General features: G+C 46.9%; 6 protein-coding genes, 1 other RNA gene and 3 pseudogenes. All 10 read right to left on the bottom strand.

Features of this window, described 5'->3' with window-relative positions; translation table 11 throughout:
- Nucleotides 1-68 precede the first annotated feature (68 nt).
- The 10 genes and pseudogenes from ssrA to RE628_RS00680 all read right to left on the bottom strand — a co-directional run bounded on the left by ssrA (nucleotide 69) and on the right by RE628_RS00680 (nucleotide 12,486).
- Nucleotides 69-433, bottom strand: a transfer-messenger RNA (tmRNA) gene (ssrA, locus tag RE628_RS00725).
- Between the two features lie 156 nt (nucleotides 434-589).
- Nucleotides 590-1,069, bottom strand: a complete 480-nt coding sequence (smpB, locus tag RE628_RS00720; RefSeq protein ID WP_309156946.1) for an SsrA-binding protein SmpB — start codon at nucleotides 1,067-1,069, stop codon at nucleotides 590-592.
- Nucleotides 1,070-1,731: 662 nt separating this feature from the next.
- Nucleotides 1,732-4,555, bottom strand: a pseudogene (rnr, locus tag RE628_RS00715) (ribonuclease R).
- Nucleotides 4,556-4,779: 224 nt separating this feature from the next.
- Entirely contained in the window at nucleotides 4,780-5,013 is a 234-nt protein-coding gene (gene secG, locus RE628_RS00710) for a preprotein translocase subunit SecG (protein WP_309156945.1), read from the bottom strand.
- A gap of 201 nt (nucleotides 5,014-5,214) precedes the next feature.
- Nucleotides 5,215-6,504 (bottom strand): phosphopyruvate hydratase, encoded by a 1,290-nt coding sequence (gene eno / locus RE628_RS00705; protein WP_309156944.1) that lies wholly within the window; start codon nucleotides 6,502-6,504, stop codon nucleotides 5,215-5,217.
- Nucleotides 6,505-6,574: 70 nt separating this feature from the next.
- Nucleotides 6,575-8,121 (bottom strand): annotated as a pseudogene (gene gpmI, locus RE628_RS00700) (2,3-bisphosphoglycerate-independent phosphoglycerate mutase).
- A gap of 1 nt (nucleotide 8,122) precedes the next feature.
- A complete protein-coding gene (gene tpiA / locus RE628_RS00695) occupies nucleotides 8,123-8,875 on the bottom strand; it encodes a triose-phosphate isomerase (RefSeq protein ID WP_309156943.1) in 753 nt (250 codons plus the stop codon).
- A gap of 38 nt (nucleotides 8,876-8,913) precedes the next feature.
- On the bottom strand, nucleotides 8,914-10,095 hold the full coding sequence (locus RE628_RS00690; protein ID WP_309156942.1) for a phosphoglycerate kinase: 1,182 nt from the start codon (nucleotides 10,093-10,095) through the stop codon (nucleotides 8,914-8,916).
- A gap of 245 nt (nucleotides 10,096-10,340) precedes the next feature.
- Nucleotides 10,341-11,351, bottom strand: coding sequence for a type I glyceraldehyde-3-phosphate dehydrogenase (gap, locus tag RE628_RS00685; RefSeq protein WP_126994661.1), 1,011 nt, complete (start codon nucleotides 11,349-11,351; stop codon nucleotides 10,341-10,343).
- An 80-nt stretch (nucleotides 11,352-11,431) separates the two neighbouring features.
- Nucleotides 11,432-12,486 (bottom strand): annotated as a pseudogene (locus tag RE628_RS00680) (sugar-binding transcriptional regulator).
- Nucleotides 12,487-12,767 lie beyond the last annotated feature (281 nt).

Below are 12,767 nucleotides of genomic sequence, written 5' to 3'. Positions count from 1 at the left end.
GATGTCTACAATCTGTCTACATTTTTGGGTATAACAAAAACCCAGCCCTTATCAGGACTGGGTTTTCACAATGGAGGCGAGGGGAGTCGAACCCCTGTCCGAAGGCAACGCCACATAGGTGTCTACGGGTGTAGTCACAGTTTTGATGTCACCTTAGCAAGCGCCCCGTAACCGGCTATCGTTAAGGTCAGCCTGATTGTCTTCTTCAGCACACCCCAGGCGGAGATGTGACAGCGTATCCCACTAAAGTTGGGCCCCTATTCCGGCACATGGGCGATGCAGGGTAGGAGCTCGCTAACAGGTTATTAAGCTGCTAATGCGAAGTTGTTTTGTTGTTTGCCGTTTAATAGGCTTTAGCGTTGATGAAGCGGACGCGTCCCCACTACCCGCTACCCATGCTCGAACTACCCCCGTCGAATCCAAAAACGCCCCCGTATTATAAAGGCTGGATCTCAAGAGTATCCGGCAAAGGTGCTTAAAAAAATCATTACTTGCTTACATCACTTAGTATAACACACTTCGAATCCGTAATGCTTATGGACTTGAAGGAAGAACAGGCAATAAATAGCCTATCCAATGACATAAATGTTTATCTTGCCACTTTCTGCTTCTCTCGTAAAATACGTTGAATATCGCGTTGTGCATCCCGCTTGGCGGCCGCCTCACGCTTGTCGTATTGCTTCTTACCTTTACCTAGTCCGATCAACAGCTTCGCGTATCCGTTGCGAACATAAATCTTCAGCGGAATAATCGAGTAGCCTTCCTGCTTGGAGAGACCAAGCAGCTTATTAATCTGTACCTTATGCATCAACAGCTTGCGAGCACGAGTCGGATCCGTTGGATTATGCCGATTTCCCTGCTCAAAAGGGCTAATATGCATGTTATGAATATGAATCTCACCATTACGAATCGTCGCAAAAGCATCATTAATATTCACCCGGGCATTGCGGACGGATTTAATCTCCGTGCCCGTCAGCACCATACCTGCCTCAAAGGTTTCTTCAATGAAGTAGTCATGGGAAGCTTTTTTATTCTGCGCCAAAACCTTGCCATCATTTTTCTTACCCATGTCCATTCTCCTCCTCATCGTTCAACCCATTCGATCAAGTACACTAGAGATTTATTGTACCAACTCTACAGGCTAAAATCAAGAAATCGCCCCGTTCCCCATCATCACCGATAAAGCTTAAATCTAATAACACTGAATCAAATTACTTTCACAATCACTGAAAAAACAATATATCATCCAATCGCTCACTTTTAGTACACCAGAACGTACATCAAATTCATCAATTAGTAAATAAAATGAGTATTTCATTATAGATATCTATTTATGAATATCGTTATATATACAATTATGATGTACAAGAGCCCTTCTTCGTCTCCTCTACATGGACAATTTCGAAAAATGTCTTTTCAAAAGTGGACACTAGGGGTATATTCAGATCTGATCCAGAAAATCAATATATAGGGCTTGAAACAATAATACCTCTATATATATGGTCTTCTACATTGGAAGCTACTTGTCACACCTCTACATAAGTGTCCACCTTCTGAAAGACATTTTAATAAAAAATACATTTACACAGGACAGTTCAAGCGAGACTACAGGTCAATCCAAATATCCAAATATCCAAATATCCAAATATCCGACTCACTAACTAAAAGAGCGAATGTAGCCCCCAGGCTCCATTCGCTCTACTTAAGTACAAGCAAGCAATCTATATCAGACTATTTTTTCTTCTTGCGTACGAAGGCGGCGGTGCTATTTCCACCAGACTTGGTTTTGCGACTGCTGCCACTGCTCTTGCCGCCACGCCCCTTACGCGATGGCGGAGTCACGGTCTCATCGGCAACATTGCCCCCGCTTCCGCCGCCAGTGTTCTCTTCGCTCGTGCGTCCACGCCGTGAACGTTTCTCGCCGGTTCGATAGCCACCGCCATCACGGCTGACGGCAACCGACCCAGCGGCATAGCCACCCTTGCCGGAGCCGAAGCCAAAGCTCACCGCAGGCGTATCTCCTACGCCATCGCCAGTGGAACCCTTGCGCTTGCTTCGTCTCCCCTTATACGTACCATTATCAACAGGTATACTGTCTATCCAGTTCTCTCCAGAACCAGCCTGATTCGCGCTAGCCAGTGCCGGGCCCTTACCCGACTTACCACTCTTATCGCCCGACTTAACCGTTTTACCTACTTTACCACTCTTGCCACCGGTCTTGCCGCCAGTCTGTCCACCAGCTTTGCCGGCTCTTCCCTGCTTACCACTCGATTTCCCGCCAGCTCCTGCACGAGCACCTCTACCATCACCATCACCAGCTCGTCCACCGCTCCGTTTGCCCGCTCTGAATCCGTCACGCGGGCCACGCGAATCACGACCGCCGCCGCCTTCTCCGAAGAGCCCTCCCGCTTCCGCGGCTTCATATCGACAAGCTCGAAGTCAATGGTATGCTCGTCCATATTTACCCGAGCCACCCGGATTTCCACTTCATCTCCGATGCGAAAGATCCGCGAGGTCCGCTCCCCGATCAGCGCCATATGTTGCTCATGGAAATGGTAATAATCATCCGTCATCGTACTGATGTGAATCAGACCTTCAACGGTATTCTCCAGTTCAACGAACATCCCAAAGCTCGTAACACTGCTGATCATGCCAGGGAATACTTCCCGACCTTGTCCAGCATATACTCTGCCTTCTTAAGCTGTTCAGTATCTCGTTCCGCCTCAACCGCAACTCTCTCACGTTCGGACGATTGCTGCGCAATTTCCTGCATCCGGCTGGCGAGATACTCCTGCCGATCCGCAGGCAGCACGCCATTATGTTCGACTACCTCACGGATAATGCGGTGAATCACAAGGTCAGGATAACGGCGAATCGGCGATGTGAAGTGCGTATAGAACTCTGCCGCCAATCCGAAATGCCCCGTGCTCTCGGCATCATACTTCGCCTGCTTCATCGACCGCAGCATCATCGTGCTGATAACTGTCTGTTCCTTCGTCCCTTGTATATCCTCAAGCAGCGTCTGCAGAGCACGTGGATGTATCTTATTGCTCTTGCCACCCTTGACGGCATAACCGAAGTTAGCGGCAAATGCCATGAAGTTCATTAGCTTCTCCTGATCAGGGTCTTCATGGATCCGATAAATGAACGGTACCTTCAACCAGTGGAAATGCTCCGCCACCGTCTCATTGGCCGCCAGCATAAACTCTTCGATGATCTGTTCAGCAATCGAACGCTCCCGTTTGACGATATCAGTTACTTTACCGTTCTCATCCACTAGCACCTTTGATTCTTCAAAATCAAAGTCTACCGCGCCCCGTTTCATCCGCTTCGAGCGCAGCTTCATCGCTAGATCACGCATCGTCTTGAACATATCGACCAGATCGCTATAACGTTCAGTCACCTCTGGATCTTCTTCGAGTACTATTTTGCGGACATTGGTGTAGGTCATTCGCTCCGTTGTCCGAATCACACTTGTAAAAACATCATGCTTCACGACATGCAGCTTCTCATCGAATTCCATCTCACAGGACAGCGTAAACCGATCTACCTTCGGATTTAGAGAGCAAATCCCGTTCGACAGCCGATGCGGCAGCATAGGAATTACCCGGTCTACCAGGTATACACTGCAACCACGGTTATAAGCCTCATGATCGAGCTTGGAGCCTTCTCTGACATAATAGCCTACATCGGCAATATGCACCCCAAGCTTATAATGCCCGTTAGGCAACAGTTCCACATTGACCGCATCATCCAGGTCCTTGGCGTCTTCGCCATCGATCGTGACAATTACTTTATCGCGCAAATCACGTCGTCCCTGCTTAACGATATCCTCCTCGGCAATCTCATCCGGTGCTTCCGTCGCTTCCGCCATCACATCATCAGGGAATGCCTCAGGCAATTGATGCTTGCGGATAATCGATAGGATATCAATACCCGGGTCGTCTTTATGTCCGAGAATTTCAATAATCTCACCTTCCGCAGCCGATCTCCCCTCCGGATAATTCACGATACGAACGACAACCTTCTCGCCATCGACCGCCCCGGCAAAAGACTCCTTCGGAATAAAAATATCCCGATTAATCCGTTTATCATCCGGTAATACGAAACCGTAAGCCTCTAAGTTCTGGAAGACGCCGACAACCTGAACAACCGCACGTGTAACGATGCGAATTACTTCGCCTTCTAGCTTACCTCCAGCTACGCTCTTCGAATTGATTCGTACCAATACCGTATCGCCGTTCATCGCGCTTTTTAGATCATTGGCATGAATATATACATCGGGATGCTCGCGGTCCTCTGGAATCAGAAATGCAAAGCCTTTGGCATGTGCCTGTAGACGCCCTTTCACCAGATTCATCCGTTCGGGAATCCCATATCGCTGACTTCTTGTTAATACAATTTTTCCTTCTTGTTCTAATCGATTCAACAGCTTCAGAAATTCTTTGAACTCCGCAGCGTCAGAAATTTGAAAATACTCCTCCAATTCCTGATACGTCATCGGTTTATATGCCTGTTCGCGCATGAACGCGAGCAAATCTGCTTCTGTTATCATAAAATCCCACCTTCAGCCGGCCTATCCAATTTACCGGTATGTATTTAAATGTTCGATCATTACCAGAAAATAATTTCCAATCCTTCTCCTTACTCTAGTATACACGAAATGCGATTTCCACATCCCTTTTTCCTGAACCACCAAGGATCGGTATACACAAAAAGGGTTGTCCCTTATATCTTAACGATAAGGACAACCCTTCATTAGATTAGTTAAGTAACAGACTACTTCGCGAAAACAGCCACGACGATCGCCATAATGAAGAAACCGGCAGCTAATACCACTGTGGTCCGTTCAAGCACCAGTTCCATACCGCGTGCCTTCTTCTTCCCGAAGAGATGTTCTGCACCCCCGGAGATGGCGCCGGCGAGCCCTGCGCTCTTCCCTTCCTGCAGCAATACAATTACAATCAGACCTACAGAGAAAATAACGAGCAGTACCTCTAAAAAGACATTCATCCAAATCCACCTCCCAAGTCAGAACGAAACAAAATTTATTTTCCTGCCAACTTAAATTTAGATATAAAAACAGCACTATTATTGTAGCACAACACCCAGAGAATAACAACTGCACCACGAGGAAAGGACCTGCCGACGTCTCGGACAGATCCTTTCTTATGACTGACTATGATGTTGGAACTAGCTGAATTCCTCTATATCTTAGGAACGCTTCAAGTTGTAGAAGGATTTCAAGCCGTTGTATTGAGCAAGTTCACCCAATTGATCTTCGATACGAAGCAATTGGTTGTACTTCGCGATACGGTCTGTACGGGAAGGAGCACCAGTCTTGATTTGGCCAGCGTTCGTAGCAACCGCGATGTCAGCAATTGTGCTGTCTTCGGATTCACCTGAACGGTGGGAAATAACTGCTGTGTAACCAGCACGTTTAGCCATTTCGATTGCATCGAAAGTCTCAGTCAAAGTACCGATTTGGTTAACTTTGATCAAGATGGAGTTACCGATACCTTCGTTGATACCTTTTTCAAGACGCTCAGTGTTCGTTACGAACAAGTCATCACCAACGAGTTGGATCTTGTCACCAAGCTTCTCAGTAAGAAGCTTCCAACCTTCCCAGTCATCCTCGGAGCATCCGTCTTCGATTGTGATGATTGGATATTTATCAACCCAAGAAGCAAGCAAATCAACGAATTCTGCAGAAGTGTAGGATTTGCCTTCGCCTTCAAGATGGTATTTGCCATCTTTGAAGAATTCAGTCGAAGCTACGTCCATACCCAAGAATACGTCAACGCCTGGCTTGTAACCAGCTTTTTCGATAGCTTCCATGATCGAGGACAATGCATCTTCGTTGGAAGTGAAGTTAGGAGCAAATCCGCCTTCGTCACCAACAGCTGTGTTAAGGCCTTTAGCCTTCAATACGGATTTCAAGTTGTGGAAGATTTCTGCGCCAGTACGAAGAGCTTCCTTGAAAGTAGGAGCGCCTACAGGCAATACCATGAATTCTTGAACGTCAACGTTGTTGTCAGCATGAGCGCCACCGTTAACGATGTTCATCATAGGAACTGGCAATTGTTTTGCATTGAATCCGCCAAGGTAAACGTACAAAGGAAGATCCAAAGCGTCAGCTGCAGCGCGAGCTACTGCCATCGATACAGCCAGGATTGCGTTAGCGCCGAATTTACCTTTGTTAGGAGTTCCGTCCAAAGCGATCATCAATTTATCGATACCCAATTGGTCAAGAGCATCCATACCGATAACTTCTGGAGCGATATGTTCATTTACATTTTCTACAGCTTTGAGAACACCTTTACCAAGGTAACGGGATTTGTCCTCGTCACGAAGCTCAACAGCTTCATGGGCACCAGTGGAAGCGCCGGATGGAACGATAGCGCGGCCAATTGCACCGGATTCAAGATAAACTTCAACTTCTACAGTTGGGTTACCGCGGGAGTCAAGGACTTCGCGAGCGTATACGTCAGAAATAATCGTCATTGAGATATCTCCTTTGTTGATTGTTTTGTTTTGGTATATATTTAGGTATCTTGCAATAAGACCCTAATATTTATGCTTTACGGCTGGCAATCATGGATTGACCAGTCATTTCTTCCGGCTTAGGAAGTCCCATCAGGTCAAGCAGCGTTGGAGCCACATCAGCCAGAATACCGCTCTCGCGGAGTACAACATTCTCGTCAGTCACGATAAATGGTACTGGGTTCGTTGTATGAGCTGTATGCGGACGTCCGAGCTCGTCGAATTCCATATCCGCATTACCATGGTCAGCAATAATAATAACTACGCCGCCCTTAGCTTTAACTGCATCAACAACCTTGCCTACGCATTCGTCGGTTACTTCAACCGCCTTAATAGTAGGTTCCAGCATACCGGAGTGACCAACCATGTCCGGATTAGCGAAGTTGAGAATGATTGCATCGTGCACATCCTTCTCAATTTCCTTCACACAAGCCTCAGCCAATTCATAAGCGCTCATCTCTGGCTGAAGGTCATAAGTTGCCACCTTCGGCGAATTGATCAGTACGCGAGTCTCGCCAGGAAGCTCAGTATCACGTCCTCCGCTAAAGAAGAACGTAACGTGCGGATACTTCTCGGTCTCAGCAATACGAAGTTGCTTCTTACCGTTCTGTACCAACACTTCACCGAATGTGTTATCCAGATTCTTAGGGGAATAGGCAACATATCCGTTGACTGTCTCCGAGAAGAGCGTCAAGCATACGAAGTGAAGATTCTTCGGACATTTTGGTCCACGGTCGAAACCACGGAAATCTTCGTTCGTAAATGCATTGGACAATTGAATCGCACGGTCAGGACGGAAGTTCAGGAAGATTACGGAATCTTCCGATTCAACCAAACCGACAGGTTGATCATTCTCATCTACGATGACCGTCGGCATTACGAATTCGTCAAATACGGACTTCTCGTAAGACTCCGTAACCGCCTTGATCGGATCGGTATATTTCGGTCCTTCGCCATATACGATAGCACGGTAGGATTTCTCTACACGTTCCCAACGCTTATCGCGGTCCATCGCATAGTAGCGACCTTGTACTGTAGCAATCTTACCGATGCCAATTTCGTTGATCTTGTTGATTAGAATCTCCAGATATCTCTTTGAGCTGTCCGGAGCTACGTCACGGCCATCGAGGAAGGCATGAATATAAACTTCATTCATATCTTCTTCTTAGCCAGATCAAGCATCGCAAGCATATGGTTAATATGACTGTGCACGCCGCCATCGGACAAAAGGCCATACAGATGAAGCTTCTTACCTTTGTTCTTGGCACTGCGTACCGCATTCACCAAGGTTTCGTTCTCAAAGAATTCACCTTCGCGAATCGACTTCGAGATCCGGGTCAAGTCTTGATATACGATCCGGCAGGCGCTGATGTTAAGGTGACCTACTTCGGAGTTACCCATTTGACCCTCAGGAAGACCAACCGCTTCACCACTAGCTGTCAGTGTAGTGTTCGGATATTGCTTCAGATAACGGTCATAGTTAGGCTTATTCGCTTGAGCAACTGCGTTGCCTTCTACTTCCTTGCGAAGTCCGAAGCCGTCCATGATGATTAATGCTACCGGTTTTGGAGTCGTCATCTTACTTTGCCCCCTCAACCAATTGAATATAAGAAGCTGGCTGCAGGCTGGCACCGCCAACGAGCGCGCCATCGATATCGCTTTGGCCCATATATTCCTTCACGTTCTCAGGCTTCACGCTACCACCGTATTGAATACGGATCTTGCTAGCAACCTCATCATTGTACAAGCCTTGTACCAGGCTGCGAATGTAAGAGATTACTTCATTAGCATCTGCGGAAGTTGAAGATTTGCCTGTTCCGATCGCCCAGATAGGTTCATAAGCGATAACAACCTCGGCAGCTTGCTCAGCAGTCAATCCTTTCAGAGCAGCCTCGGTTTGCACCTTGACTACATCCTTCGTATTGCCAGCTTCACGCTCTTCCAGCTTCTCGCCTACGCAAGGGATTGGTGTCAAGCCATGCTTGAATGCAGCATGTACTTTCTTATTTACAATCTCATCGGTCTCTGCAAAATAAGCGCGGCGCTCGGAATGTCCAATAATGACATAATCTACGCCTAGCTCTTTCAGCATTCCTCCGCTAATTTCTCCGGTGAATGCACCTTCATCTTCGAAATGTAGGTTTTGAGCGCCGATCTTGATCGACGTTCCTTTGGCTGCTTCCACCAAAGCCGGAAGATTCGTAAATGGAGCACAAATTACGCTCTCCACGCCTTCTACTTCCGCTTTACCTTTCACCGCTTCGAAGAATGCTTTTGCTTCAGGAACAGTCTTGAACATCTTCCAGTTCCCTGCAATAATCGGTGTTCTCATGCGGCTCAACTCCTTTATGTTACTTAAATTAGACCAGCTTATTTATCGTTCAGAGCCACTACGCCTGGAAGTGCCTTGCCTTCCATGAATTCCAGGGAAGCGCCACCGCCCGTGGAGATATGATCCATTTTATCAGCCAGGTGGAATTTCTCAGCTGCTGCTGCGGAATCACCGCCGCCGATAATTGTGTAGCCTTCAGTTGTTGCGCAAGCTTCAGCAACTTCTTTGGTTCCGTTCGCGAAGTTGTCGATTTCAAATACGCCCATTGGTCCATTCCATACAACCAATTTGGAGTTTTTGATTACATCAGCATAAATTTCACGTGTCTTCGGTCCGATGTCAACGCCTTCCCAATCTGCAGGAATGCTATCGATATCTACAGCTTCGAAATTAGCGTCAGCACTGAAATCATCAGCTACGATGCAGTCTACTGGAAGATAGAAGTTCTTACCGAGCTTCTTCGCTTTTTCAATGAATCCGAGAGCAGCGTCCAGCTTCGTGTCATCCAATAGGGATTTACCAATTTCATGGCCTTGTGCCTTGAAGAAGGTGTAAGTCAGACCGCCGCCGATCAATACGTTGTCAGCGATGTTAAGCAGGTTGTCGATTACGTCGATCTTATCCTTAACCTTGGATCCACCGATAATCGCGGTGAAAGGACGTTCTGGATTGGACAATGCTTTGCCGAGTACGGACAATTCTTTCTCCATCAAGAGACCGGATACTGCAGGCAAGAAATGAGCGATACCTTCTGTCGAAGCGTGTGCACGGTGAGCCGCGCCGAACGCATCGTTCACGAACAAGTCAGCAAGTTCTGCGAATTGCTTAGCCAGTTCAGGATCATTTTTCTCTTCACCTGGGTAGAAACGAACGTTCTCAAGTACCAATACATCGCCGTTGTTCATAGCAGCAACTTTTGCTTTAACTGCATCGCCTACAGCTTCATCAGCCTTGGCAACTTCTTTGCCGAGCAATTCGGACAAGCGCTGAGCTGGAAGAGTCAGACGCATCGATTCATTCACTTGACCCTTTGGACGACCAAGGTGGCTGGCAAGAATTACTTTCGCACCATTTTCGATCAAGTACTTAACCGTTGGTAGAGTCTCACGAATACGAGTATCATCTGTAATCTGACCATCTTGCATAGGCACGTTAAAATCTACACGCACAAATACGCGTTTGCCGGTTACTTCTACATCACGTACGCTTTTCTTGTTCATCTCCACGTTCCTCCTATTAAATATGCGCGGTGCCGCTCCTCAGTGGCCGGTCCCTCACAAATCCAAATATGTCTTTAGATTTCTCTCCTAAGCGGTATTGCTCTCTATTTAATATATATGTGTGTGTGAATGTCCATCTAAAAAACTTAGATTTACAAAATTAATAATAATCAATCCATGAACCAAAGAGGAGTCCTTATAGCAGGTCACTCCTCTTTGGTATGTGATATTTCAATAAACAGGAATTACTTAACTTTCTTAGCGAAGTACTCCAGGGAACGAACCAATTGAGCAGTGTAGGACATTTCGTTGTCGTACCAAGCTACAGTTTTAACGAGTTGTTTGTCGCCAACTGTCAATACTTTAGTTTGCGTAGCATCGAATAGGGAACCGAAAGTCATACCTTTGATGTCGGAAGATACGATTTCATCTTCAGTATATCCATAAGTTTCTGGATCAGAAGCTGCTTTCATTGCTGCGTTGATTTCGTCAACAGTTACGTTCTTCTCAAGAACAGTAACGAGCTCAGTCAAGGAACCAGTTGCAACTGGAACACGTTGAGCCGCGCCATCCAATTTACCTTGCAATTCTGGAATAACCAGACCGATTGCTTTAGCAGCACCAGTTGTGTTAGGGATGATGTTTTCAGCAGCTGCACGAGCACGACGGAAGTCGCCTTTCGCATGAGGAGCATCCAAAGTGTTTTGGTCGCCAGTATATGCATGAATCGTAGTCATCAAGCCTTCTACGATGCCGAATTTGTCTTGAAGTACTTTAGCCATAGGAGCCAAGCAGTTCGTTGTGCAAGAAGCACCGGAGATAACAGTTTCAGAGCCATCAAGGATTTCATGGTTAACGTTGTATACAACTGTCTTCATGTCGCCAGTAGCTGGAGCGGAGATAACGACTTTTTTAGCGCCGCCTTTAAGGTGAAGTTCAGCTTTTTCTTTTGTTGTGAAGAAGCCTGTGCACTCAAGAACGATGTCTACGCCAAGCTCGCCCCAAGGCAATTCTTCAGGGTTGCGGTTAGCAAGAACCTTAACTTCTTTACCGTTAACTTTGAAGAAGCCGTCATGAACTTCAACTTCACCGTCAAATTTACCTTGCGTAGTATCATATTTCAACAAATGAGCCAACATTTTAGCATCTGTCAGGTCATTGATAGCTACTACTTCGATGCCTTCAACATTTTGAATACGACGGAAAGCCAAACGTCCGATACGTCCAAATCCATTAATACCTACTTTTACACTCATGATTGATCCTCCCAGTGTTCTTTTTTATTATTCAAGACTAGGCAAATAAGCCTGTCATGAGTAAACCATAGTTATATTACTTACTTGCTGCTAATTGTCCCCTGCCGCTCAATCTCTCCCACAATTTCAACCGCTGCAGCTTCGTCGATGACAAGAATATCTTCATGTCCAAACTTGAGTACGGCGTGAATGGCTTCCGCTTTGGCCTTGCCTCCGGCAATGCCCACGACCGTGTCGGCCTTCATGATGTCTTCCAGACGAAGTCCGAGAGTTAACATCTTATGAACGACAACGCCATCCTTATTGAAATAGTAGCCAAAAGATTCAGCAAGGGCCCCGTCCCCTGTAGCTCTTCAATGACCGGCTGCTCTAATTTACGGCGCCGAGCCATCTGCATAGCATCTCCGATGCCGTGTACAATAATCCGCGCCTGGCGGATCATATCCACGATATCATGGATGTTCGGGTCATGTACCAATGAATCATATGCGTCTTTTCCCAGAAGATCAGGTACATGCAGCAGCCTATATCCGGCTCCAACCCGCTTAGCCATTCCAGAGGCGATCGTATTCGCCTGGATCTCCAGACTCTCGCCAAGTCCGCCCCTTGCTGGAACGAACCAGCTCTGCTTCAGTGATATATTCGCTGGCGGAGTAAGCTGCTCTGCAACTTCTGCCAACGTCGTACCGCCGGTCACGGCGACCACATCATCACCTTGCATCGCATGGAGTAAAGCCCTAGCACCAGCTCGCCCAAGTTCGCGCTTGGTGAGCGGGGAGACCTCACTATCACCGGCAACCACCACAACCTTACGGAGCCCGTAAGCCTTGCGGATCGTCTCCTCCAGATTGGCCAGACCGAAGATTTCCTTCACTACCGGCTCCAAATCCTCCAATAGTTTTCTGCCCGAATCACTGATTCTCATGCCTATATTCTCGATTTCTATCAGGCCCTGAGCCTTCAGGAGATCCGTCTCGGCCCGCAACACACGCTCCGTCATGTTCAGTGAGACCGCTAGCGTTCTGCGGCCGATCACATCCGACAACATGATCTGGTGAAGAATGGTATACCTTTTCTTGAGAATTTCCATGAGATCAGGAAGAAGCTGCCTTTGCATTTCTAATATATCACGCATGCTTTCCACTCCTGCAAGCTTCGTCTTCTCTCTCCTTCTCCTGGTCTTAAAATGTCCCGGGTTAACTTTTTAAGTCCCACTGTCATTTTAACCAATTTTTATTCCAGTTGCAAGCCTGACGAACGTATATTTCTCAATCCTCTTTCCACTTATACATGCAAATGAATATATCTTAATACTCAAGAGTATGGTCGGAGCCTTTCAAACTGCACAAAGGCCCATTTCACACGCAAAAAGAGCCTCTCAATCGCAAATAGATTGTGCATCTATTCACAATAAGA

The sequence above is a fragment of the Paenibacillus sp. D2_2 genome (genome assembly GCF_031199965.1).
GTDB lineage: Bacteria > Bacillota > Bacilli > Paenibacillales > Paenibacillaceae > Fontibacillus.
This window is presented reverse-complemented; position numbering and strand designations above follow the sequence as displayed.

Bases quoted from the DNA above. Each gene is read 5' to 3' on its own strand.
- smpB (WP_309156946.1), bottom strand. From the start codon at position 1,069: ATGGGTAAGAAAAATGATGGCAAGGTTTTGGCGCAGAATAAAAAAGCT.
- secG (WP_309156945.1), bottom strand. From the start codon at position 5,013: ATGAATGTCTTTTTAGAGGTACTGCTCGTTATTTTCTCTGTAGGTCTG.
- eno (WP_309156944.1), bottom strand. From the start codon at position 6,504: ATGACGATTATTTCTGACGTATACGCTCGCGAAGTCCTTGACTCCCGC.
- tpiA (WP_309156943.1), bottom strand. From the start codon at position 8,875: ATGAGAACACCGATTATTGCAGGGAACTGGAAGATGTTCAAGACTGTT.
- RE628_RS00690 (WP_309156942.1), bottom strand. From the start codon at position 10,095: ATGAACAAGAAAAGCGTACGTGATGTAGAAGTAACCGGCAAACGCGTA.
- gap (WP_126994661.1), bottom strand. From the start codon at position 11,351: ATGAGTGTAAAAGTAGGTATTAATGGATTTGGACGTATCGGACGTTTG.